This is a genomic window from Pseudomonas jessenii, assembly GCF_002236115.1.
Taxonomy (GTDB): Bacteria; Pseudomonadota; Gammaproteobacteria; order Pseudomonadales; family Pseudomonadaceae; genus Aquipseudomonas; species Aquipseudomonas jessenii.
Window position 1 is genome coordinate 905,626 of sequence record NZ_NIWT01000002.1, and the last position, 24,716, is coordinate 930,341.

Sequence of the window (24,716 nt, forward strand, 5' to 3'; positions counted from 1 at the left end):
TTCATGCGTATTTCAGCTTTTTCTACGCTTGTGATCGCCATGCTGTTGGGCGGTTGCTCGTTGGCGCCCACTTATGAGCGGCCCGTTGCGCCGGTTGCGGATAACTGGGCGGGTGAGTCGACGAAGCAGGGCAGTCCGATCAACCAACTGGTGTGGCAGACGTTTATCATCGATCCCGACCTGCGCCGGCTGGTGGTGATAGCTCTGGATAACAACCGCTCACTGCGCCAGACGCTTCTGGATATCGAGCAGGCCCGGGCGCAATACCGCATCCAGCGCGCCGACCGTGTACCGGGGTTGAATGCCAACGCAGCGGGCAATCGTCAGCGCTTGCCGGCGGATCTGGCTAACAACGGCCGGCCGGGAGTTACCAGCGACTATCAGGTCGGCTTGTCGCTGCCTGAATACGAGCTGGATCTGTTCGGCCGCGTGAAGAGCCTCAGTGACTCCGCGTTGCAAGAGTACCTGGCCACCGAAGAGGCCGCCCGCGCCGCGCAGATCGCACTGATCGCCGAGGTCAGCCAGGCGTATCTGGTTCACGATGGCGCCCAGCGTCGCCTGGATCTGACCCAACAAACCCTGATCAGCCGCGAGTACTCGTTCGCCCTGATCAGCCAGCGCCGTTCGAACGGCACGGCGACTGCACTGGACTACCAGGAAGCGTTGGGGTTGGTGGAGCAATCGCGCGCAGAACAGGAAAGCAATCGGCGTCAGAAACAGCAGGCCTTTAACGCGCTGGTGCTGTTGCTCGGCACCAAAGACGCGGCGAAGTCGATTCCCGACTGGTTGCAAAAGGAGCCGATGCTGGTTCAGGACATCGCACCTGACACCACGTCGGCGCTGATAGAGCGCCGACCGGACATTCTTGCCGCTGAGCATCGACTGCAGGCGCGCAATGCGGACATTGGCGCTGCACGTGCGGCGTTCTTTCCGCGTATCAGTCTGACGGGCAGCTTCGGCACTTCCAGCGCGCAAATGTCCGGTTTGTTCGACGGTGGCTCTCGGTCCTGGAGTTTTGTGCCGAACCTGTCGCTGCCGTTGTTCGATGCTGGCCGCAACAATGCAGGGCTGAGTCTGGCCGAAGCCCGCAAGGACTCGGCGGTGGCGGCGTATGAGGGCACGATTCAGACAGCGTTTCGCGAGGTCGCCGATGCATTGGCCGCCACCGACACCTTGCGCCGGGAGGAGGCGGCCCGACGCGCGCTGGCCAATACCAGCAGCGAGACGCTGAAGCTGGCCAAGGCCCGTTATGAAGGTGGCATTGACAGTCACCTGCGTTACCTCGATGCCCAGCGCACCAGCTTCGTCAACGAGACGGCATTCATTGAGGTCAGCACTCAGCGACAGATTGCCTTGGTCGATCTGTTCCGCTCGCTGGGCGGAGGATGGTCCTCGCAAGTAGAGGCCAGATAAGAAGCTGGCAAGCGCTCCTTGGGTTGGTGCATCCAACCCGTTCTTTAGCCCCGTGGACCCGTTAGGTCACGGGGCTCTTTTTTTGGAGGAGCGAAGGGTGGGGATTATTGGGGACGTACTACGCCGGCAGCGCCATGCAAGAACATCTGCTCCAGCACATTGGCTGAGTTGGCACTGGCCGCACGCCCACGGCGCTCCGCATCGACCATGCCGAAGATCATGGTCAGGAACAGTTCCGTGAAGACTGCTGCGGTGACATCGATGCGGAAGGCACCCAATTGTTGGCCGCGCAGAAAGAAAGCATCAAGGGCATCGGCATACGATTGCCAACGGTCCCCCTCACCATTTACCGGGAAGGTGTCTGGGCGATATTGAAAGAGCAGGAAAACCAGCATTTCACGATGCACCAAATGCTCATTGATCAGACTACGCAGCGCCTGCACCGGCTCGCTGTGCAACAGGTCGGTCGTGGTGGTGATCTGGTTCAGCACCGTCTCACCGTGGCTTTCCATCATCTGCACCAGGTTGTCACGGGTGCCGCAAAAGCGATGCAGCGTAGCCTTGCTCACGCCAGCAGCTTCAGCCAGTTCCTTGAGCGTCGCCCGCGGGCGATCAACGATGGCCAGGGCCAGCGCTTTGATGAGTCTTTCGTCTTGCGGAGTCAGGGACATCAGTCGGTCTCGGATCGAATTTCAATGCCGGGAATTGTGCAGGAAAAGCTCATCACTGCAACGAAAACCGCAGAACATGAGCAAATTACTTCATCTGAGACATTATTTGCTCAGGTCTCGGCTTTCAAATTTCACCAGGTTCTGAGGCGCTTGAAAGTCATGAACTGCAAAATACATGGCGTGATCTGCCAAGCTTTTGCATCGGCCGTTATCCAGAATCGAAACCCTCAATAACAAAAGACACTGCATTTGGCTCCCGCCAAATGACGGAGGTTTCCGATGCGCCGATTCCTGCTCTCCTGCCTGACTGTAACCATGACCGCGATACTGGCTTCGGGGGCTATCTACGCCTTTGGATCAGTGGTTTCGAGTCGCGTCTCCAACGCTCACCCGAATTATCCAATCACCAGCATCAACGAAGTCTTCAGGCATTTTTGACGAATCGCGGCCAACGAGCGCATCCCCGCGTGCTCAGCGTTAAGCAGTCGTGCAGCAACATAAGGATCCCCCAATGAGCGACCTCATCCACTATCGTCTCGAAGACGGTCTGGCCCTGATAGGCCTGGCCCATCCACCGGTCAATGCACTCGGCCAGCCTCTGCGCGCCGCTATCATTGACGCTTGCGAGCGCGCAGCCGCTGACGAAAGGGTGGAAGCAATCATCCTCTACGGCGAGCACGGTATGTTTAGTGCTGGCGCCGATATCACGGAATTCGGCACCGAGGCCTCCTTCGCCGAGCCGGACCTACCCAGCACGCTGGTTCGCTTGACCCAGATCCACAAACCGCTGGTTGCCGCCATTGGCAAGTTGGCCTTGGGTGGTGGTATGGAACTGGCTCTGGCCTGTGGGTACCGGATTGGTGAGCCGAGCACCCGAGTGGGTTTATCGGAAATAAACCTGGGACTGTTGCCCGGCGCAGGCGGGACACAGCGCCTGCCAAGGCTTATCGGCGCTGAATCGGCGCTGAATCTGATTCTTTCTGGTCAACAAATAGACGCCGAACGCGCTCGCATGCTGGGCATCCTCGACCGCATCGCTACCGCTGCCGAGCAACTGCTGGATGAGGCGCGCGCTTATGCCAACGAGCTGATCGACTACGGCGCCCCGGCGCGGCCGACAGAGGCTTGGCCGGAACCGGCCGAGGACCTGCCGGGTGATTTCCTCGCCCGCTACCGCACCGAGCATGAGCCGCGCTGGAAAAGCCGATTGGCCCCGCGTCTGGTGCTCTCTGCGCTGGAAGCGGCGTGCCTGCTGCCGCTGGAGGAGGGCCTCGCCCGAGAACTGGCGTTGTTCAAGCAGGCCGAGGCTTCCCGCCAGTCGAAGGCGCTGCGCCATGTGTTCTTCGCTGAGCGCGAGGCCGGACGCATTCCAGGTATCGGGGCGGACATTGCGCTGCGCAAGGTTGATAAGGTTGCGGTGATCGGAGCCGGCACCATGGGCGGTGGCATCGCCATGAACTTCGCCAACGCCGGTATCCCTGTAGCTCTGCTTGAGCTCAAGGGGGAGGCGCTGGACAACGGCCTGATGCAGATCCGCAAAAACTACGAGATCAGCGTCAAGCGCGGAAAGATGACCGCCGAACAACTGGAACAGCGCATGGACCTGCTATTCGGCACCCTTGACTACAACGATTTGGCCGATGCCGACCTGGTGATCGAAGCGGTGTTCGAGCAGATGGAAATCAAGCAGCAGGTATTCCGCACCCTTGAAAAGGTGTGTAAGCCAGGTGCCATTCTCGCCACCAACACCTCGTCACTCGATGTCGACGCCATTGCGGCCACCGTCTCCCGTCCGCAGGACGTGATCGGTCTGCACTTCTTCAGTCCGGCCAATGTTATGCGCCTGCTGGAGGTAGTACGCGGTAAGGCCACTGCGCCGGATGTACTGGCAACCACCATGAAGATCGCCAAGCATATTGGCAAGCTACCGGTGCTCTCCGGCGTTTGCTTTGGTTTCATCGGCAACCGCATGCTCGAGCCTTATTCCCGTGAAGCCCATCGCCTGGTGTTGGAGGGGGCGACACCGGCGCAGGTAGACGGTGTGCTCACCGGCCTGGACCTCAATATGGGCATATTCAGCATGCTGGACCTTGCCGGTATCGATGTGAGTTTCTTGATACGCGATTCGAATCGGGCCGCCATTGCCCATGACGAAACCTACTGCCGCCTTGGAGAGGAACTCTATGCCCTAGGGCGATACGGCCAGAAAACCGGGCGGGGCTTCTACCTTTATGAGGGGCGCAACTGTAAGGAGGACGACGAGGTGGTGGTGCTGGCAGAGCGCCTTGCCGATGAGCTGGAAGTCCCCCGACGTTCCATCGATGATCAGGAAATCCATGACCGTTGCATGTTCATGCTGATCAACGAAGGCATCCAGTTACTGGACGAAGGCATCGCTCTGCGCGCCAGCGACATCGATCTGGTCTGGATCAACGGCTACGGATTTCCGGCTCATCTCGGCGGCCCGATGCATTATGCCGAGCAGTTGGGACTGGACAAGGTGCTGGCCGGTATTGAGCACTACCGTCACGTTCTAGGCGAGTACGGCCAGATGTGGTTCCAGCCGGCACAGTTGCTGGAGCGCCTGGTCGCTGCTGGCAATACCCGCATCGAAATCATCTGAAATTCCCTCTCGCTCCGGGGAGCAGGGCGAGTCATGAGGGCGACCACGCATCTCCCTTATCCTGGCCCTCTCTCAGAGGGAGAGGGAACCCAATATACATGCAAGGCACCACCATGAAAGAACCCGTGATTCACTTCACTGCCCACACACTGATTACCAAGGCCGCTTGTGGCGCGGTCAACGGTGCCATGTCGCGGCCCTGGGCCAGCCAGTTGACCCTGTGCGTCATCTGTATCGCAGTCGAGGTGTATTGATGGATCGCGACTTCGCCCAGCGCTTCTCCTTGGCCGGCCGAACGGTGCTGATCACTGGCGCCTCCAGCGGCATTGGCGCGCACTTGTCGCGGATCGCCGCTCGCGCTGGCGCCCGCGTCGTGCTCGCTGCGCGGCGCGTCGAGCGGCTCGAACAAGTTGCCAAGGACATCGAGTGGGAGAGTGGCCAGGCGCTGTCGGTCGCTCTCGACGTCACCGACCGGGCTAGCGTCGAGGCGGCCTTCGACACCGCCGAGGCGCACTTCGGGGTAGTCGACGTAGTGCTCAACAATGCCGGCATCGGCAATGGCCAACGCCCGCTGGAAATCGGTGAGGAAGATTGGCGTGCAATGCTGGCGACCAACCTCGACGGTGTCTGGCGCGTTGCTCAGGTCGCAGCGCAGCGGCTGGTTAAAGCAGGACGTAGCGGCAGCATCGTCAATATTGCCTCGATACTTGGTCTACGAGTCGGCACCGGCTATAGCCATTACTGCGCCGCCAAAGCAGGCGTGGTGCAACTGACCAAGTCGCTGGCGCTGGAGCTCGCGCGCTACAAGATTCGCGTCAACGCCATAGCCCCGGGCTACTTCAAGACGGAAATGAATGAAGCTTTTTTCGATAGTGACAAGGGCATCAACTACATACGTGAGCTGATTCCCATGCGCCGATTAGGCGAACTCCACGAGCTGGAAGGGCCGTTTCTACTGCTCGCCAGCGATGCCGGTGCGTTCATGAACGGTAGCGTTCTGGCAGTGGATGGAGGTCAATTGGTCAGTAGCTTGTAAGCAAGTTCGATGACAAGGCTTGTGCTCAGACAGAGTCGCCAGCTGCAACCATGATCTGGTTGAGCACTGACTTGCCATACTTCACCGGTACCTCCAACAGCTATATCCGCCACAGCTCAACAAATCACTCAGGCCCCGGCGATCACCCACCGGGGTACAGGTTGATGATCGTCAGGTAGATACGGATCGAAATGTTCAGCGGCTGGCCACTAATAGCGCTACAGCTTCGCAGGCCGTTTCAGTTTCTGCCTCCAGCCGTGCCAAGTCTCCATGAGCGGACCAGGCGATGATCAGACCATCTACAAGGTGAACCAACAGTCGACTTGTGGCCTTCAAGAAGGCCTTGTCGAATTGCGTACCGATGGCTTTTTCCATTGCCTGTTCCGTTGCTTCTATCGCTACCGCGTAGATCCTGGTCGCCATCTCGGGATTGTTGCGCATGGCCCAGAAGAAAAGCTCGGTTTGTGCCTTGGCGATGTCGGGGTTGGTGGAGAACCACGTGACTAATTGGCGAAGCATTTCCGCTGTCGTTTCCGCTGCGGTAGTTCCCGCAGGCACGTTCGTCAGGGCCTGGTGTGGCAAGTTGAAAAGAGACTCATAGACCGCATAGAGGAGGTCGTCTTTTGTATGAAACACATAGTGCAGCGACGCGAGAGGACAGCCTGCGGCAGCGGCGATACGTCGAGTCGTTGCATTGGCAACCCCATGTTCAGCAATCACTTTGACAGTGGCTTCCACGAAGTCCTGTCTACGCAATTCAGCGCCCACTCTGGCCATAGTCAAGCAATCTCCTTTGTTACTGCAGTAGCGCCTGCCTGGGGGGCGGCGTCAACGCCGGCGGATGCTACAGCATGACTGGTCTGCGAGTCATGAGCCGGCGTGGAGCGACGCATGGGTTTTGTTGCCAGTGGCACACGTGAATAGCTCATTCCAATGCGGTGATAATACGTAACAATTGTTTCGTAAATTCCCAGATTGGTGCGGCCTGCTGAAACAAGCGGGTGCGTCGGTGAGTAAGCAGTGTTGCCTGGCCGATTGATCAAATTTCTAACACATTGATAACTAAGCAAATTCATTTTGCCTCCATGGTTTGGCATGTGGTTTGCTTTGTAGTCAATTGACTTGGTCAAGTGATCAAGTCAATTGATTATAGAGTGTGACACAGCCCGAGTCTTCCCTCCAGGAAGGTCGCGCCGCCGGTTCCAGCCCCATGAGGATCTTCCAATGAATGAAGTTATTGAGCGGCCATGCGCCGGTATCTCCACCAGAAGTGGAGTCAGGCATCTGATCGTGGCATTGGCAGCAATGGCTGCTATCGGCACTGTTCAAGCTGCACAGAAGGATCCTGCGCTGCTCGGTACGAAGCTAACGCCGCTGGGAGGGGAGGTCGCGGCAAGTGCTGATGGGGTCATCCCGGCCTGGACACCACCCGGTCAGCAGGGCGGTGGCTGGACTTATGGCCAGGTGCGTGGTCAATCCTGGAAATTCAAGAACGACAAGCCGCTTTTCAGTATCGACTCCAACAATGTCTCGCAATATGCGAACAAGCTTTCACCCGGTCAGGTGGAACTGTTCAAGAAAATCCCGGGCTATCGCATGGACGTGTATCCGACCCGTCGTAGCTGCGGCGTGCCCGACTTTGTCGCTGATAACACCAGGAAGAACGTCGGGTTCGCCACATTGGATGCCGATGGCCTGGCGCTGAAAGAAGCCCACGTACCCGGTATTCCATTCCCTATGCCGAGCACCGGTGCCGAGGTGATGTGGAACATGAAAATGCGCTACCGCGGCGTTGGTTTCGATATGTCCAAGACCGTTTCCGGGATATCGCCGCGCAAGGGGGGGAACGACTGGCTGCGCACTTCGACGGACTGGTTCATGTATACCCCATGGGGAGAAAAGGGCAGTGCGTTGTTCTCTTCCTTCGATCGCCTGGAAGTCGCCACTTATTTCTCCTATCTGGATCCTGCTGCCCTTGCCGGACAGGCCGGTGTGGTGACTACCAAGGCCGGCGAACAGGCGACCACGTTCTATTACTTCCCCGGCCAGCGTCGTGTGCGTCGCATGCCCGCCTACTCCTACGACTCTCCACAAATTGGTCTCGATAATCAGTACACCATCGATGAGTCGAACGTGTTCTTCGGGCCGATGGACCGCTTCGACTGGAAGCTGGTCGGCAAGCAGGAGTTGTTGGTGCCCTACAACGCCTTCGGGGCCTATGACGCCTCTGCCAACATTGAGAGTGTGGCCAAGCGTGATTACATCGCGCCCGAATCACGCCGCTATGAATTGCATCGTGTCTGGGTCGTCGAGGCCACGGTTCGCCAGGGCATGCGCCACCAGGCTCCGAAGCGACTCTTCTACATCGATGAAGATAGCTGGAACGCGCTGATGGCTGTCGACTACGACAAGCAAGGGCAAATCTGGAAGGTTCGCGAAGGCTATACGATCCCGGTCTACGAGACAGGCACCTGCGATATGGAGGCACAGGTGCAGTACAACCTGGTTGACGGTCGCTACCTGTACGACATGACGTCTGTCGGAGTGGGTAAGAACGATCACCGCTGGCTCACCGAGAGTACCGGCAACCCCCGCCTGAAGCGTGACTTCTACACATCCGACAACTTGCGTGCCATCAGTGAACGCTGAAAAGCGATCGGTCGAGAGCCATCATGAAAAAAATAATCACAAAAGCATCAGGCCTTGTCATCGCGTGTGCAACCCCTTTGGCAATGGCGTTCACGTTTGAAACCGAAAACATCCGTGGTTCATTCGATTCCACCATCGCCTTGGGCATGGGCCTGCGCACCGATTCGCAATCCTGCAATCTGGTCAACACCGGCGCTACCGGACACAACCCGCCCAGTGGTTGCCTGGCACAAACTTCTGGCATTGGTGATCAGGGCAACTTGAACTACGACAAGGGTGACCTGTTCACCAACTACATCAAAGGCTCCCATGAGTTGCTGCTGAAGTTACCGGAGGACTTCACCTTCATGGCGCGAGGAAGCTGGATTCGTGACTTCGCCGCCACCGATACCACCGGCGCCCTGTCTTTCAACACACCTGCGGGCGTTGGCAGCGACGGTCTTACCAATGATGCGCGTGACGACCTGGAGTTCAAGGCTCGCCTGCTCGACCTGTGGGTGAGCAAGAGCTTCGATGTCGGCGATCAGCGTGTACGGGCTCGCTTGGGCAACCAGGTGATCAACTGGGGCGAAAGCCTGTTCGTGGTTGGTGGCATCAACAACACCAACGCTTACGATTATCAGGCCCTCGCGCGTCCTGGTGTCCAGCTCAAGGAAGCCGTGCTGCCGGCCCCGATGCTCAGCCTCGCTTCGGGTCTGGGTTCAGGTCTGAACATTGAGGCCTACTATCAGTTCGGCTGGAACAAGAGCGAGTTGCCGCCCGTTGGCAGTTACTGGTCCACCACTCACGGGCTCGGTGAGGGTATGCAATCCTACGGGTTCGACGATAAGCATGCTCGGGATAACGGACAGTGGGGCATCTCGCTGCGTTGGCAACCGGATGACACCGATCTCAATCTCGGCCTTTACGTGATGCGCTATCACGAAAAGCTGCCGTCGCTGACGGTGCAGGTACTCGATCCTGAGACCTTCGCCCTTTCGCAAAAGTGGGTATATCCGGAAGACCGTATGCTCTATGGCATCAGCGCCAACATGCCGATTGGCGACTGGGCTGTCGGCACGGAGTTGTCCTACCGTCCCAAGGATGCGGTGCCACTCAACCCTGTTCTTGATCTCTGTGCAAACAATGGCGGCAAATGCTGGGACGACCAGAAAAAATTCCAGTGGCACCTGACCGGCCTATACAGCCTGACACCCTCCAACTCCCCCGGACTGCTTGACTTCACCGGCGCCAGTACGGGCACCCTGCTGTCTGAATTGGTGGTCGTGAAGTATCCCGATCTGCATGACAGTGTCGACGGTGAGCTGATTGCCGCGGGTTTGAACACCTGGCAGCTAGATCCAACGACCCCGCCGACGGCCAAGGGCGACAAAACCTCATCCGGTGTCAATGTGGATTTCAGCCTCACCTATGACGGGACGTTGCTTCCAGGTTGGCAGGTTACGCCTGGGATCTTCTATTCGCGCTCCCTTGGCGGACGGACGCCCAATCTGTCTGCAACCTTCACTGAGGGTGCCAGCAGCATGAACCTGTATTTGAACTTCGTGCGTAATCCCGCAAGTTGGCAGGTCTCTTTCAACTACGCGAAATTCATGGGAGGCGATACCCCCTACGATCAATTGTTGGGTGATCGCGACTATGTCGGTTTCGTGATTTCGCGCACTCTGTGAGGCATGTCGTGAATACTTCTGTAAAAATGCCCGTCAAACGGGGGCGTGGCGTGCTGCCTTGCATCGAAAACTGGCTTTTCGGGCATCGCCGGTCAGTACTGGCGAGTCTGGTCATCTTCACTCTGATCATGGCCTGGTTTGCTGTTCAGTTGCGTATGGATGCGGGCTTTGAAAAGCAGCTGCCCATCGGCCATGAATATGTAGAAACGTTCGAGGCGTACCGCAATGACCTGTTGGGGGCGAATCGACTGACCATTGTGGTCAAGACTCGCGCAGGCAAGATCTGGAGCGAGACGGCTCTCAAGCGTCTGTATGACGTCACTCAGGCAGTCACCTTTCTACCCAATGTTTCGCGTAGCAGCGTGCGTTCGTTGTGGACGCCGAACGCTTTCGTCAACGAGATAACCGAGGAGGGCTTCCGTGCAGATCCACTTGTACCGGGTACGGTAACCCCCGAACGCCTCGATGATGAAACCATTGCCAGGATCGCCGATTCGACGGCTCAGGGGGGCTTTATCGGCACGCTGGTCTCGCGGGATCAGAGCAGCGCGATGATCACCGTCGAACTCAACGAGTTTGACGCCACTGGGGCGCGCTTGGACTATGTGGCCTACAACCAGGTCCTGGAAAAGCAAATTCGTCAGCAGTTCGAGGACGGTGATTTCGAAGTTCAGATCATCGGCTTTGCGAAGCAGATCGGCGATATTGCCGATGGCGCGTCTGCAGTATTGGAGTTTTGCCTGCTGGCATTGCTGCTGACGGCCGCTGCGGTGTACTGGTACTGCCACTCCGTACGTTTCACTCTGCTGGCACTGGGGTGTTCATTGGCGTCGTTGGTCTGGCAGTTTGGCAGTCTAAGGCTGCTTGGCTATGGCCTCGACCCGCTTGCCGTGTTGGTGCCCTTTCTGGTGTTCGCCATCGGCGTGTCCCATGGCGTGCAGCAGATAAATTTCATCGTGCGGGAAATCGCCCATGGCAAGTGCGTCGAGGAGGCGGCGCGTTCCAGCTTCAGCGGTTTGCTGATCCCTGGCACGCTGGCACTGGTGACGGCTTTTGTTTCCTTTGTAACGCTGGTGCTGATCCCGATTCCGATGGTACGCGAGTTGGCTATCACCGCGTCACTCGGTGTGTCCTACAAGATCATCACCAATCTGGTGATGTTGCCGTTGGTGGCGTCGATGCTGCGGGTCGACGGTGACTACGCCGCGACCGAGGAGACCTCCCGTCAACGCCGTGCCCGTTGGTTGCATGGACTGGTCAGGCTCGCCGAATGGCGTAATGCCAAATGGGTGCTTTGTGTTGCCTTGCTCGTCTTTCTCGCGGCAGTCTGGCAAAGCCATGACCGAGTCGTTGGTTCCCTGCAGGCAGGTGCACCGGAATTGCGTGAGGATTCTCGCTTCAACCGTGATGCAGTAGCCATCGCCAGCAACTATGACATTGGCCTGGATTGGCTAAGCGTCGTCTTCGAGGTCAATCCAGGCACGTCTGGTGACGGCGCTTCAGTCGCCTGCGAAGAGGTCGCCTTGGGTCAGTATCAGGATCGCTTTGTATGGGCAATGGAAGGCGTACCCGGAGTGGTGTCGGTTGCCGCATTTTCCACCAGCATGCGCCAGTTCAACGAGGGTTATAACGAGGGCAATCCGAAAATGAATGCGGTGCCCATCGATCCGACGAACTACTCCTCCTTGGCTACCGAAGTGGCTCGAATTCCGGGAATCATGCGTTCTGATTGCAGCATGGCCGCCGCACACCTGTATCTGGCGGACCACAAGGCAACGACTATCAACAAGGTGATCGAAGCCGCCAAGACCTTTCGTCGCGAATTTCCGATGCCAGGGGTGACGGTGCGACTGGCCTCGGGCAATGCAGGGGTGATCGCAGCCATCAACGAGGAGGTTGAAAAAAGTGAGACGCCAATGATGCTGTATGTCTATGCCGCAATCGCGCTGCTGGTATTTGTCGTTTATCGGGATCTGCGCGCTGTGCTGGTGTGTTGCCTTCCTCTGACCATTGGCACCTTTATCGGCTATTGGTTCATGAAGGAACTACAGATCGGTCTGACCATCGCGACGCTGCCGGTGATGGTATTGGCGGTTGGCATCGGTGTTGACTACGCCTTCTACATCTACAACCGCATGCAACTGCATCAGTCCCTAGGCCTGCCGATCGCCAAGGCTGTCGAGCACGCCTTGCTCGAAGTCGGTGTGGCAACCATCTTTACCGCGATTACTCTGGCAGTCGGCGTCGCCACCTGGGCGTTCTCCGACCTCAAGTTCCAGGCCGATATGGGCAAGCTGCTCGCCTTCATGTTCATGGTCAACATGGTCATGGCCATGACCGTGTTACCGGCTTTCGCAGTCTGGCTCGAGCGGGTGTTCCCGCGTAAGCGCGCTGTGCGCATGGTCGGCGCACTGGCGCACTGAGGAGAAAAGCAACATGCGATATATGAATTCATTCATGGGGACTTTACTCGCTGCAGTGCTGCCACTGGTCACACTTCAGGCATCTGCATTGGAAGCTGTGCCGGCAGTCCCTTCGAGCAACGCCACGCAGGCCACCTTTCTGGATGCTGCATGGGCAAAGGGGCGTGTGGTCGCCGTTGGCGATCATGGCATGGTGTTGCTTTCCGATGATCAAGGGAAAAGCTTCCATCAGGCAAGCTCGGTACCGTTGTCCACGCCACTGACCGGTGTTTCATTCGTTGATTCCAAGCAAGGTTGGGCGGTGGGTCACTGGGGGGCGATTCTGACCAGCAACGACGGCGGTGACTCCTGGCAGATTCAACGACTGTCCAGCAATGAGGATCGGCCACTGTTCGCTGTGCATTTTTTCAACGCCGAACAAGGTGTCGCCGTCGGCCTTTGGTCACTGGTGTTGACGACCGATGACGGCGGAAAAACCTGGGATGAGCAGAAGCTTAAAGCCCCACCAGGATCTAGCCGTGCCGATCTCAACTTGATGGGGCTTTTCGTCGACGCTCGCGGCAGCGTGTATGCCGCTGCCGAACGAGGCCAGGTGTTGCGTTCCGATGACTTTGGGAAAAGCTGGAGCTATCTGGATACCGGCTATGAGGGCACGCTTTGGTCGGGAGCGGTGTTGGCCGATGGCACCCTACTGGTCGGTGGCCAACGCGGCACACTGCTGCATGGCACCGCGGACGGACAGGTTTGGCAACGCGTGCCCCTGGAGAGCAAGAGCTCGATCACGGCCATCGTCGTGTCCGGTAAGCAGGTAGTCGCGGTGGGTCTTGATGGGCTGATGGTACGCAGCGGCGATGGAGGAGGGAGTTTCCAGGAGCAGAAGACGCACGATGGCGTTTCGTTGACGGCTGCGTTACTCAGCGGCAATGACTATCCCGTTCTGTTTTCTCGACGTGGTGTGGTGCCGGTACAAATCAAGTAAAGGCATCTCTCGAGACGTCGCTAGAACGGCGAGTTGTTGACTCTGTTCTTTGACCCCATAGCTGATTTTGATTCCTCCCTTTGAGGGGCCTCGTCGTGATCCGGCGTCCGGCCCCTTTTTTTTAGATCAGCCCAATCATGAATTCGACTGTTTTTAAGGAGGGCCCATGTTTTCGGGAAGAAAGTTGAAGCGTCTGGCTGAAGAGGTCAGCTCGCGAATATCGTCGCTGTTGAGTGGTCAGCCAGCCCCCGATTTCCAAGGCGGTTTGATCAGCAAATATCCATGGTTGGCTGACAGCTTCGATGGGCTGGAGCGGCGGCTCAACCATCAGGAGCATATCAGTGCTGGTCAGAGATCAGATGACTCTGAAAGTCCCCTGGTCAGTGATTTGAAAAATTCTCTGCAAGCCGCTCGGGATGAAATGCACCAGCTTCAATGTGAAATCAAGGAGAGCAACCTGAAGCTGTCCGATCTTAATGAGCAGTTGGTTTCATGCAGGGAAAAGGAACAGGTCTGGGAAGTGACCAAGAATGCGCTCACGGAGGTTTGCTGGGAGCTGTTTATTGTTGACGGAAATCCGGATCACCCTGAAAACCAGCTTCGCTGGTCGAAGCAGTTCCGCGAACTCGTGGGCTATTCGGAACAGGATTTCAAGGATGACTGGGAGGGGTATTTTTCAATCGTCCATCCGGATGATCTGAAGCATGTCACGAAGGTGGTGACGGAATACCTCAATGTCGCAGACCCTTCCTCAGGCTATACGGTCGAGTACCGAATGAGGCACAAATTCAAAGGCGAGATCTGGTACCGCGAAAGAGGCCAGGGCGTGATGGATCGCAGTGGCAGGCTCCGCCGCATCATTGGGGCCGTACGTGATATCTCGGACGAAAAGCTTGCCCAAACGATTCGCGCGCGGGAGTTGGCTGGCATGCAGGCGACTTACGAACAGATTTCGCAGGTCGTGAACGTGATCAAGAGCATCACTGACCAGATCAACATGCTCGCCCTCAATGCAGCAATCGAAGCGGCACGAGCCGGTGATGCAGGGCGCGGATTTTCCGTAGTGGCAGATGAAGTGAAGAAGCTCGCGGGCAGAACTCGAGAAGCCACTCAGACGATTCAGCAAATGCTCTCTTCAAAGGCGCTTTAGCCATCGGAGAGGGCGTCTTTTCGGGACACCCTGCATAGCGATTTACCTGCGTGCACGTGTCCGTTGCGCCCACAACCTACATGTCAGGAACCCGCTCGATGAGCAGGGCCCCCCCGTATTTTTTGGCCCTTTTGTCAGGTGATGCCTGCGCTGGGCCTTCCATCTCCCGGTTGAGCGACTGGCGAACCATAAGGGCTCGCTTTCAGGGAAAGTCTTGCGTGCGATTATTATTAACATAACAGTCGTTGCGTAAAATAAAACTCCTTGTTAAAGTCGACAAAACAACAAAAGGCCCCCAGGAGGTCGAGCATGAAAGATTCCAAGGCTGGTTCCTGTCCAAACGACGGCTTGGCCGTCGCCAGAGGCTTTCTGGGCGAAACGCCAAAGGCCCCATCCACACTCGAACTCAACTGCTTGGGCGGCCGCCAGCGAATGACTTGCGGGCCGGTTCCGGCGAGGGTGCTCTGATGATTACGCTCAAATCCACCATGACGTTGCCGGCTGCCGGGTTGTCCGGTTTCGAGCCCCCCCTGAGCGAAGAGGAAGCAGCGATCCAGGCTTCGGTACACCGTTTCTCAAAGGAGGTGCTGCGGCCGCTGGGTCGTGAGCTGGACCGGATGAAAGCCGAGGAGGTCATCGCTCCTGGCTCGCCTTATTACTCACTCTTCAGTGAGTTCGCCAAGCTGGGACTGGATCCCGCGCTGCTGGCAGAGCTGCCGCCGGAAATGGCGGTGCGGATCGAATCCCTGATCGGTGAAGAGCTTGGCTGGGGTGATGCAGGCCTGGCGGTTTCTCTCGGCTGTGCCGGTTTCCCGCTACAGATGGCGGCCGCTGCCGGCAATGCTGAACTGGTGGAGCTTTGTCAGGGCCGAATCGGTTGCTGGATGGCCACCCAGCCTGATCGAGGGAGCGACAATCAACTCTTCGATATAGCGCGCGATTGGCCTGCGGGGCAGCAGGCTAACATCGGCAACCTGACCGCAAAGGTCGTCGGCGACGAGATCATCATCAATGGACAGAGCTCGGCCTGGGTGTCCAATGGCGCAGTAGCGCAGGTCGCCTTTGGCCTGATGTGCGCCGACTACGGCGACGGCTTTTTCGATAGCAACGGACTGCCCCATGGCATCGCCGTGGTCATCCCTCTGGACCTCAAGGGGGTTTCCAAGGGCAAGCCGCTGGACAAGATCGGGCAGCGTTCCTTGCCTCAGGGTGAGATCTATTTTGACAGTGTGCGGGTACCTCGACGCTTTGCCATCGCCGAGCGGGATGCCTACTACGGCGCCGTCAGCTCTTCCTGGTCCTATGCCGGTACTCACATGAGCCAAGTCTTCACTGGCGTCGCTCGGGCAGCCTTCGAGTATGCGCTGCAATACTGCCATGAGCGTCGCCAGGGCGGTCGGATGTTGATTGACCATCAGATGACGCGCCTACGTCTGGGCGAAATGTTGCGCCGCGTAGAGATCGCCCGCGCCGTGGCTCGTCGTTCGCTGAGCTTTGCTCGTCTGTCGCCGCAAACCCACCCTTACGCCACTGCCTCCGCCAAGGTCACGGTGACTGAAGAGGCGTTGGCCGTTGTTGAGGAAGCCTTCCGCCTGTTCGGGGGTAACGGGACGACGCGCGAATACCCGATCGAAAAGCTGTTGCGAGACACACAGGCCGCTTTGATCGAGGACGGTGAAAACCGTGTCCTGACCATGCGCCTGGGGTTGCTGGCCCAGCAGCTCTATGCCGAAGGCTGGGCCCAGGGCTGAGCCGACCAAAAAACCCAACAAAAATCATCCAATAAGAAAGCGAGGAACACGAGATGGCCAAATATCCTGTCGTTGTCTATGGCGCCAGTGGTTACACCGGCATGCTGACCATGGACTGGCTGATCGACCAGAACATTCCTTTCACTGCTGTGGCGCGCAACGCCGGCCGTGCCCAGGAAATGATGGCGCAACGCGTCGTCGGCCTGGAGTCGGCCAAATATGAAATCATCGAGTGCCCGCACGAGGTCGAAGCGCTTGTAAAGGTGTTCAAGGGCGCGCGCGTGGTCTGCAACACCGTTGGCCCGTTCGTCAATTTCGGCAAGGTGGCGGTCGAGGCCGCGCTCAAGGCGGGCTGTCACTACCTGGACCCTGCCGGTGAGCAGGAGCACATTCGTGCATTGCGTGATGAGTTCGGCGAGTTGTTCCGCCAGGCTGGCCTGCTGCTGTCGCCGTCGCTCGCCTACATGTACACCTTCGCCGAGATCGCTGCCGAGCTGACCCTGGAAACCCCCGGCGTGGACTCCCTGGAAACCGCGACTCTGACCCGTGGGCCGCGTGTCGGTGCCGCCGGTGTGACCGTGGGCTCCACCGCCACCATCTTCGAAGGCTTTCGCCATCAGGGCTCCTATCTGTGGGACAAGGCGCTGGTTCCGTATGCGCCCAACGCCAGCTTCAACATCGTTTGCCCCAATCTGATGGAGTCGGTGTTCTGCCTGCCCTGGGGCGGAACCTCGCTGCCAGTGTATTTCGAGCAGGATGCGCGCGTGCGCAGCTGCATGTCCTGCGTCGGCTTCTACGACAACCCTGTGATGAAGAGTGTTCACGCGCTGGGGCAGAAGTGGGAAGCCGAATACAAGCACCTGCCGAAAGAACAGCAGGATGAGGTGATCCAGAGTCTTGTGGATTCGACCACGCCGAGCATGCCGCCTCGTGAGCGCAGCACCCTGCAGCGCACAGTGGACTTCGCGATCGGCCGCGGTCAACTGACGGCAGTCCGGGCGACCGTGCACGGCATCACCCCCTACATCGCCACCGGCGCCCTGCAAGCCGCGGCAGTGGCCAAGCTGCTGGACAACGACGTCGCCAAGGTGGGTTTCGCCTCGTCCTCGAAGGCCTTCGGTCACCGCTACATGCTCGGCTTCCTCGAGCAGCGCGGCCTGGCACGCGCCACCATTACCCAACTGTGAAGTGACGAAGATGGCGATTATTGATTTTTTCGATCGTGGCTGGCGGATCAATCCGCACGGTGCGGCATACATCCAGGACGGCAAGGTCACAACCTTTACTGAAGCGGGGGAACTGTCCTGCCGCATCGCCAACGCGCTCCTCACGCAGGGATTCGCGTCCGGAGTCAAGGGCGCGGTCTGGGCGGCCAACGATGTGACTGCCTGGATCTGTGCGCTGGGCCTGTGGCGCGCCAATCTGTGTTGGATTCCGGTGGGCGCGCGTAACGCGCCCGAGGAAAACCGTTACGTGCTGGATGCCTTCGACTGCGAGATCCTGTTCTTTCAGCGCGAGTTTACCGAAGTGATTGCGGACCTGCGGTCGCAGCTGCCCAAGATCCGCAGGTGGATCTGCATCGACGGCGAGGTGGAAGGTGCCGAGTCTCTTCAGCACTTCGTCGCGCAGCAGCCGGTTACTTACCCGCAGGTGGAGGTCGATCCGGACGATGTCATCTGGGTGGGTCCCACGGGCGGGACGACGGGCTTGCCCAAGGGCGTCATGAACACGCATCGCAGCGTGCAGACCAGCTTCGCGCACTTCATGATCAATACCCCTTATCCAGCCAACGCCAGGCCGGTGAATCTGGCGGCGGCACCGATGACCCACACCGCCGGCATGCTATCCATACCCTGCACGGCCAGGGGTGGCACGGTTGTCGTGATCACGAAGCCGGAACCGCAATTGCTGCTCGCGGCGATCCCGCAGTACAAGGTGACGGAGTTCTTCCTGCCGCCGACCGTGATCTATCGGCTGCTCGACATTCCCGATCTGAGCAAGAAGGTCGACTTCTCGTCGCTACGCTACTTCCTCTACGGTGCGGCACCGATGTCGGTTGAAAAGCTGCGTCACGCGATCGAGGTCTTCGGGCCAGTCATGATGGAGGGCTACGGGCAGACCGAAGCACCAGGCGCAATCGCGCATCTAACGCCGGGCGAACACTTTGTAGATGGACAGGTTGCAGGTGATGAGCGGCTGTCCTCCGTCGGTCGACCCAACCCCTTGGTTCGCGTCGAGATCATGAACGACGACAACGAAATCCTGCCGCAGGGAGAAACCGGTGAGATCTGTGTGCGCGGCGATCTCATCATGAAGGGCTATTACAAGGACCCGCAGAAGACGGCCGAAACCATCATCGATGGCTGGTTGCACACCGGCGATATCGGGCATCTCGACGCCGATGGTTATTTGCATATTACCGACCGCAAGAAGGACATGATCATTTCCGGTGGCTTCAACGTCTATCCGAGCGAGGTCGAGCAGGTGATCTGGGGCCATCCCGCTGTTCGCGACTGTGCGGTGATCGGTGTGCCGGACGAGACGTGGGGCGAGGCGGTCAAGGCCGTCATCGAGTTGAACGAGGGTCAAACCGTCGACGCGCAAGCGCTGATTGCCCTGTGCAAGGAACAGCTGGGCTCGGTGAAGGCACCCAAGACGGTGGACGTAGTGACGTCCCTCCCGCGCAGCCCGGTCGGCAAGGTGCTGAAGAAAGACTTGCGTGCCCGTTATTGGCAAGACGCTAAGCGGCAAATCTGAAGTTCAGGAGTCCTCTGATGGAACCAATTTATATTGCCGGCATCGCCATGACCGAGTTCGGGCGTCATCCGGATCGTAGCCTCCAGGACATGGCTCTGGAGGCCCTCAATGGTGCGCTGGCGGATGCCCGCGCCCAGCGCTCCGATATCGGTGCCGTATTCTACGCTGGCATTACCAACGGCCAGTTGCAGGGGCAACTGTCGATCCCCGGGCAGGTGGTGTGCAGCAAGATCGGCATCGAAGGGGTGCCGATCTACAACGTCGAGAACGCTTGCGCCTCGGGAAGTACCGCCGTTCATCTGGCGGTGCAGAGCCTGCGCGCCGGCGCCACCGATGTGGCGCTGGCCTTGGGCGCCGAGAAGATGGTCGTCCCCGACAAGATGAAAACGCTTTCCCTGTTCGAAGCTGGCTGGGACGTCTCCACCGCCGAGGAGAACTACGCGACGCTAGTGAAGATGGGGGAGGGCGTCGTCGTTCCTGCGGGCTCCGAGTCCGACCGGCCGTACAGCAAGTTCATGGCCATCTACGCGGCCATGTGCCGATGGCACATGAAGACCTACGGCACCACCCAGCGTCAGATCGCAGCGGTGTGCGCCAAGAATCACAATCACTCGGTACACAACCCCTATTCGCAGTTTCGCAAGCCATTCACCATCGAAGAAGTGCTGGCCGCGCCGCCCATCACTTATCCGATCACTCTGCCGATGTGCGCACCGATGACCGACGGCGCTGCAGCCGCGATTATCTGCACCGAGGCGGGCCTACGACGCATAGGTGCAGACCCCAAACGTTGCGTGCGGATCGCCGCCAGCGTGATTCGCAGTTTCACCCTGCGCGACCTGGCCGAACCGGAAAAGCATGTCAGTCGCCTAGCCGCGCTCGAGGCCTACGAGATCGCCGGGCTAGGTCCGCAGGACATGCATGTCGCCGAGGTCCATGACGCCTCCGCGATGGGCGAGATCATTCAGTCGGAAAATCTCGGCCTGGCGCCCCTGGGGCAAGGCGGGATCTGTGCCGAGCGCGGTGACTTCACCGTGGGCGGTCGGATACCGATCAATCCCTCTGGTGGCCTGGAATCCAAAGGTCACCCGCTCGGCGCAACGGGCATTGGCCAGTTGTTCGAGCTGACCACGCAACTGCGGGGCGAGGCAGGGGCTCGCCAGGTCCAGGGTGCGCGCCATGCGATCCAGGAAAACGGAGGGGGACTGATCGGCATCGAGGAAGGCGCTGTGGCTGTCCATATTCTGAGTCGCTAGGAGAACCCGTCATGTCTACTCACCATCGCAACGAAAACCTCATAACCCTCATCGATCCAGAGCAGTTTCGACGCTTCGGTGGGTGGATGGATAAGCCGGACGATCTGCAACCGGAACTACAGGACGATGTCAGCGCCGATGTGATAGTGGTCGGTGCCGGCTTCGCTGGGCTGTCCACTGCGCTGGAGCTGACTGCTCGCGGGGCCAAAGTCATCGTCCTGGAGCAAGAATTTGCCGGCTTTGGCGCCAGTGGGCGTAATGCGGGCTACCTTGCCGGCAGCATGGGGCTTGAGTTCGAATTGTTCGTCAGTCGAGTGGGGCGCGAGCGGGCGAAGCAGATCGTCCGTTTCTACGATACAGGCGTCCCCTATGTGGAAAAGCGGTTGATCGAGCTGGGCATCGACTGCGATTACAACCCTTCCGGACTGATCCGTGCCGCAGTTCATCCATCGCAGGAAAAGCGACTGCGCAAGAGCATGGAAGTTGGGCTCGACCTGGGTTCGGTCACGCGCTTCGTGGATCAGGCCGAGATGCGTGCACGCGGGATTCCACCAGCCTTCCTGTTCGGTTGCACCCAGCACGGCGGCACGCTGGACCCGGGCAAATATGTGCTGGGGTTGCGCCGTGCAGCGATTCAGGCGGGCGTGAAGCTGTACGAGCAAACTCCGCTGCTGTCCTGGAGCGAGGGACGAACCATCACCTGCAAGACCTCGCACGGTAGCGCGAGTGCGCCAATCATGGTGCTGGCCACCAACGCCTTTACCCCACAGCTGGGCCTTTTGCGCGATAAGGTCGCGCCTTTCCGGGTTTCTGCGATCGAAACCCGGCCGTTGTCCGCGAAGCAGTTGTCATCGCTCGGCTGGCAAGGGCGCGAAGGCATAGTGACGCCGCATATAACGATGGAGAGTCACCGCCTGACTGCACGTAACACGCTGGTGCTGACCACCAAGCAGCTCAGTTACGTCTATGGCTCGAAGACGCCCAATGTGCCGGACGCCAGCGCCTATCGCGCATTGGGGCAGGCGCTGCACGAGCGCTTCCCGACCCTGCGCGGCCTTGGCATCCAATCTTGCTGGAGTGGTTACGTCAGCATGGCGTACGACGCTCTGCCGGTGGTGGGCGCAACCGGGGCACTGCAAAACGTCCTCTACACGGCTGGGTGTGCGGGGCACGGTGTTGCGACCCAATCGCTCATGGGGCTGCTACTCGCCGAGCGAATCAGTGGTGTCGAGAATCCGTTAATGGAAGCCTTGCACCACAAGACGCCTTCAATGCTTCCCGAACCCCTGCAGTGGTGCGCCATGAATGTTGGCCTTGTGGCGGCCAAAGCTCTTGATGAGTGGACGAACTGGAGGGCCCTGCAGCGGCGCAACTGATCGTCGTTGTTCTGATGTTTTCCATGTGACTGATCATGTTCGCTTCGCGGTGTTGTGCAGCGAAATACCTGTTGGTCAGTGATCTCAATTAACCGCTGCGTGAGGCATTAGCCATGGCCAAGAGGCCTACCTCCGATACCGGACTCGATTCAAAACGTAGACAATTTCTGAAACTCGCCGGAGCCTCCGTGGCCGTAGGAGGTTTCGGCCTGAACGTGGGGCTGGCGCATGCCGGTGCAGGCACTGGCGAGGCGGGCGATGTTCTGGATGTCGCCATCATAGGCGCTGGCCTGGCTGGATTGACTGCCGCCCGGGACCTGCAGCTGGCCGGCAGCCAGTCCTTCGTGGTCCTCGAGGCACGGGACCGCGTGGGAGGTCGAACCCTCAATTTCGACATGGGCAACGGCCATGTTTCCGAGGTCGGTGGCCAGTGGATCGGGCCGGGCCAGACCGCTGTCGAGGATCTCGCGCGGCAACTGGGGGTGGGAACCTTCCCGAGCTTCTACGAAGGCAACACGGTCATTCTCGGCGGCGACGGCCGCCTTGAGGTCGATCTCAAGGGAACCTTCGGCACTGATATGACCGTCGCCGGAAAGCTCAGCGAGCTTTCGCGCGATGTGCCCTCGGGGGCGCCCTGGAATTCGCCGAAGGCAGCGGAGCTGGACAAGCTTTCGGTTGGCGATTGGCTGGCCCAGCAAAACATCAAACCCGAGGATCAGCCAGGTTGGGATGCCAGCATGACGCTGAGCGGTGGTGTAACTCCGGCCAAAATGGGGCTTTTGCATTTCCTGTCCATGATCAACTCAGCCAGCTGTGATTACGAAAAGCTCGACTCGATCAAGGACAGCGCCCAGGGTACTCGGTTTGTCGGCGGCTCGCAGATTCTCAGCACCAGAATGGCTGGGCAACTGGGGGACAAGGTGCGCTTGCAGTGCCCGGTCCGCAAGATTGCCGACTGGGATCGCGAGATCGTCACGCTACACACGGACCAGGGGCTGGTGCGTGCGCGCAAGGTTATCGTGGCCATCCATCCTGCCCTCTGCAACCAGGTGCAGTTCGATCCGCCCCTGCCACAAGCGCGTGCCGCTCTGCAGTGTGCCTGGCCAGCGCACTCCCCGGCGCGCAAGACGGCCATGGTGTATTCCCGGCCGTTCTGGCGCGACAAGGGCCTGAATGGGCACATCATCATGCTCAACGGTCCCATTATCTGGGCCTGGGATAACTCGCCGCCCAATGGGGAAGTGGGCGTTATCAATGCCTTCATCTCCAACGCGAATCTGCCCTCGGACCCTGCAACGGCGAAGCGCATTCTTACGGAACTCTACGCGCGCGCCTGGGGTGACGAAGCGCTGCAGCCTGTGGCCTACCACGATCAGGATTGGGGGCGGGACGATCCATGGTCGATCACCTGCGTTTCGGCCATTCCTCCGGGATTCTGGACCACCCATGGCGAGGCGCTGCGTCAGGCCTGCGGCAATCTGATCTGGTCCGGTACCGAGACTGCTGATATCTGGGCCGGTTACATGGATGGTGCCGTGCGCGCGGGCCACCAGAGCGCCCTGCAAGCCCTCAACGCCCTGCGTCGGGTATAGGAGGTGAATATGAAAAAGTGGATGTTGCTGGGATTTATTACGGTCGTTGCCGGCCTGCTGGCTGTTTACGGCCGGGACCTGCTCGATCTCTATCGCCTGATGACTCACATCAGTACTACCAACGAGACGGCGGTGGCTGATGGTGGACAGTGGCCACGCCTGACCGATGCCTGCATCGGTTGTCATGGCGCCCAGGGCAACTCACTGCATCAGGGCTACCCAAGCTTGGCCGGCCAGCCGACGCCTTACCTGGCGGCGCAACTGCGCCACTTCGCCAGCGGCGAGCGAGCCAACCCGAACATGGGGCCGCTGGCGATGAGCCTGAGTGAGGCTGACATTCAGCTTCTTTCGCAGTTCTTCGCCAGGCACTCAGCTGTTGAAAACGGGTCCTTCAAGCCTGATCCCGCTTTGCAGGAGAAGGGCAAGAAGTTGGTGGCGAGCGGTGGCTGTGCGGCTTGTCATGGTGAGGGACTGATGGGGCGCGACCAATTCCCTCGGTTGGCCGGGCAGGGTCACGACTACCTGCTGACGCAGCTGAATGCTTTTGCGCTGGGGCGTCGCAAGGATCCGTCAGGTGCCATGACCGCCATTGTCGCGACGTTGTCCGTGGATGATCGCAAAGCGCTTGCCCACTATCTCGCGGCACTCGCTCCTGTAGCGAAGTGATGTATTGATTTCAGTGTTTAATTGAGACTACTACTATGGAAATCAGGGATACCTTTGCGTTGCTTTCTTGCGTTCTGTTGGTGCTTTGCGGAGTGACTTACGGGATCAAGTTTCTTAAAAAGCGGAATTATCTGCTCGGTTTCGAGTGGCTGATCGTTGCCTTCTCCGGGTCGAATCTTCTGATCTACCTCCTCACAGAGTGGAAGATCAACTACAGCATCTCATTCTTTCTCGATGCCTTTTCCCGCGGGTTCGGTGTACCCATCGTTGCCACTCTTGGCCTGATGGCTGTCACCCATAATTACAAACCATCGGTAGCCAAGGATGTCTTGATCTTCGCCGCGTCGTTCGCAGCCACATTCGTGCTCGTCCTGGCTGACTTCGTTCGCGCGCCACTCCCGTACTTCTATGTGATCATGTGGTCGGGCTATACGATTTATCTCTTCTATTTCACTTGGCGACTGGTTTGTGCCGGAGAGAATCTGCACGCGCTGGCCACAGCGGTGGGTGCTGCGGTTGCCTTGGTTGTGGCTCTCGTCTATGACTTCTTCCCGATCCCTGGTGACGACGCCAAAATGGTGTTCATGACCTTCGCCTTGACCACCTGGTCTTACACCATGACCCAAATGTATTACGCCTATGGCGCGCTGGCGCGTGCGATGGGAGATTCGTCTCGGTCGCTTTTGCAGGTCCGCTAACCGCAC

20 protein-coding genes are annotated in these 24,716 nt (G+C 58.9%); 17 read left to right on the forward strand and 3 right to left on the reverse strand.

Annotated features, from left to right (window positions below):
• Positions 1 to 3: 3 nt before the first annotated feature.
• Positions 4 to 1,413, forward strand: a complete 1,410-nt coding sequence (locus PSJE_RS08900; RefSeq protein WP_090454609.1) for an efflux transporter outer membrane subunit — start codon at positions 4 to 6, stop codon at positions 1,411 to 1,413.
• A 104-nt stretch (positions 1,414 to 1,517) separates the two neighbouring features.
• Here the strand turns inward: PSJE_RS08900 and PSJE_RS08905 are convergent, their stop codons facing one another.
• Positions 1,518 to 2,084 carry a TetR/AcrR family transcriptional regulator gene (locus tag PSJE_RS08905; protein WP_090454611.1) on the reverse strand — a complete coding sequence of 189 codons (567 nt, stop codon included), beginning with the start codon at positions 2,082 to 2,084 and terminating at the stop codon, positions 1,518 to 1,520.
• Between the two features lie 511 nt (positions 2,085 to 2,595).
• On the opposite strand from PSJE_RS08905, the gene PSJE_RS08910 reads away from it, so the two are divergent.
• From PSJE_RS08910 to PSJE_RS08915, 3 genes are all read left to right on the forward strand, one after another.
• Complete coding sequence (locus PSJE_RS08910; RefSeq protein WP_090454612.1) at positions 2,596 to 4,707, forward strand: 3-hydroxyacyl-CoA dehydrogenase NAD-binding domain-containing protein; 2,112 nt, start codon at positions 2,596 to 2,598, stop codon at positions 4,705 to 4,707.
• A 98-nt stretch (positions 4,708 to 4,805) separates the two neighbouring features.
• A complete protein-coding gene (locus tag PSJE_RS31275; protein ID WP_159439179.1) occupies positions 4,806 to 4,961 on the forward strand; it encodes a hypothetical protein in 156 nt (51 codons plus the stop codon).
• Positions 4,961 to 5,743, forward strand: coding sequence for an SDR family NAD(P)-dependent oxidoreductase (locus tag PSJE_RS08915; protein ID WP_090454614.1), 783 nt, complete (start codon positions 4,961 to 4,963; stop codon positions 5,741 to 5,743). The genes PSJE_RS31275 and PSJE_RS08915 overlap by 1 nt, the downstream gene beginning before the upstream one ends.
• A 195-nt stretch (positions 5,744 to 5,938) precedes the next feature.
• Here PSJE_RS08915 and PSJE_RS08920 read toward each other — a convergent pair whose 3' ends face one another.
• Together PSJE_RS08920 and PSJE_RS30435 are read right to left on the reverse strand one after the other, a co-directional pair.
• Positions 5,939 to 6,520, reverse strand: a complete 582-nt coding sequence (locus PSJE_RS08920; RefSeq protein ID WP_167362888.1) for a TetR/AcrR family transcriptional regulator — start codon at positions 6,518 to 6,520, stop codon at positions 5,939 to 5,941.
• A gap of 2 nt (positions 6,521 to 6,522) precedes the next feature.
• A complete protein-coding gene (locus tag PSJE_RS30435; RefSeq protein WP_139212662.1) occupies positions 6,523 to 6,819 on the reverse strand; it encodes a hypothetical protein in 297 nt (98 codons plus the stop codon).
• Between the two features lie 148 nt (positions 6,820 to 6,967).
• Here PSJE_RS30435 and PSJE_RS08925 point away from each other — a divergent pair, with 148 nt between their 5' ends.
• From PSJE_RS08925 to PSJE_RS08985, 13 genes are all read left to right on the forward strand, one after another.
• Positions 6,968 to 8,392 carry a DUF1329 domain-containing protein gene (locus PSJE_RS08925; protein ID WP_090454616.1) on the forward strand — a complete coding sequence of 475 codons (1,425 nt, stop codon included), beginning with the start codon at positions 6,968 to 6,970 and terminating at the stop codon, positions 8,390 to 8,392.
• 23 nt (positions 8,393 to 8,415) lie between these two features.
• Positions 8,416 to 10,062 carry a DUF1302 domain-containing protein gene (locus PSJE_RS08930; RefSeq protein ID WP_328587063.1) on the forward strand — a complete coding sequence of 549 codons (1,647 nt, stop codon included), beginning with the start codon at positions 8,416 to 8,418 and terminating at the stop codon, positions 10,060 to 10,062.
• A gap of 8 nt (positions 10,063 to 10,070) precedes the next feature.
• Positions 10,071 to 12,485, forward strand: coding sequence for an efflux RND transporter permease subunit (locus PSJE_RS08935; protein ID WP_090454620.1), 2,415 nt, complete (start codon positions 10,071 to 10,073; stop codon positions 12,483 to 12,485).
• A 13-nt stretch (positions 12,486 to 12,498) separates the two neighbouring features.
• Entirely contained in the window at positions 12,499 to 13,464 is a 966-nt protein-coding gene (locus PSJE_RS08940; RefSeq protein ID WP_090454622.1) for a WD40/YVTN/BNR-like repeat-containing protein, read from the forward strand.
• A 184-nt stretch (positions 13,465 to 13,648) separates the two neighbouring features.
• On the forward strand, positions 13,649 to 14,614 hold the full coding sequence (locus tag PSJE_RS31925) for a methyl-accepting chemotaxis protein (protein WP_280523323.1): 966 nt from the start codon (positions 13,649 to 13,651) through the stop codon (positions 14,612 to 14,614).
• A 467-nt stretch (positions 14,615 to 15,081) separates the two neighbouring features.
• Positions 15,082 to 16,365 carry an acyl-CoA dehydrogenase family protein gene (locus PSJE_RS08950; RefSeq protein ID WP_090454625.1) on the forward strand — a complete coding sequence of 428 codons (1,284 nt, stop codon included), beginning with the start codon at positions 15,082 to 15,084 and terminating at the stop codon, positions 16,363 to 16,365.
• Between the two features lie 53 nt (positions 16,366 to 16,418).
• Complete coding sequence (locus PSJE_RS08955; RefSeq protein WP_090454627.1) at positions 16,419 to 17,552, forward strand: saccharopine dehydrogenase family protein; 1,134 nt, start codon at positions 16,419 to 16,421, stop codon at positions 17,550 to 17,552.
• A 10-nt stretch (positions 17,553 to 17,562) separates the two neighbouring features.
• Complete coding sequence (locus PSJE_RS08960; RefSeq protein WP_090454629.1) at positions 17,563 to 19,122, forward strand: AMP-binding protein; 1,560 nt, start codon at positions 17,563 to 17,565, stop codon at positions 19,120 to 19,122.
• 17 nt (positions 19,123 to 19,139) lie between these two features.
• On the forward strand, positions 19,140 to 20,378 hold the full coding sequence (locus PSJE_RS08965) for a thiolase family protein (protein WP_090454630.1): 1,239 nt from the start codon (positions 19,140 to 19,142) through the stop codon (positions 20,376 to 20,378).
• A gap of 11 nt (positions 20,379 to 20,389) precedes the next feature.
• Complete coding sequence (locus tag PSJE_RS08970) at positions 20,390 to 21,754, forward strand: NAD(P)/FAD-dependent oxidoreductase (protein ID WP_090454632.1); 1,365 nt, start codon at positions 20,390 to 20,392, stop codon at positions 21,752 to 21,754.
• Positions 21,755 to 21,867: 113 nt separating this feature from the next.
• A complete protein-coding gene (locus tag PSJE_RS08975; RefSeq protein ID WP_090454634.1) occupies positions 21,868 to 23,346 on the forward strand; it encodes a flavin monoamine oxidase family protein in 1,479 nt (492 codons plus the stop codon).
• Positions 23,347 to 23,355: 9 nt separating this feature from the next.
• Complete coding sequence (locus PSJE_RS08980) at positions 23,356 to 24,012, forward strand: c-type cytochrome (protein ID WP_090454635.1); 657 nt, start codon at positions 23,356 to 23,358, stop codon at positions 24,010 to 24,012.
• Positions 24,013 to 24,047: 35 nt separating this feature from the next.
• Positions 24,048 to 24,710, forward strand: a complete 663-nt coding sequence (locus PSJE_RS08985) for a hypothetical protein (protein ID WP_090454637.1) — start codon at positions 24,048 to 24,050, stop codon at positions 24,708 to 24,710.
• Positions 24,711 to 24,716 lie beyond the last annotated feature (6 nt).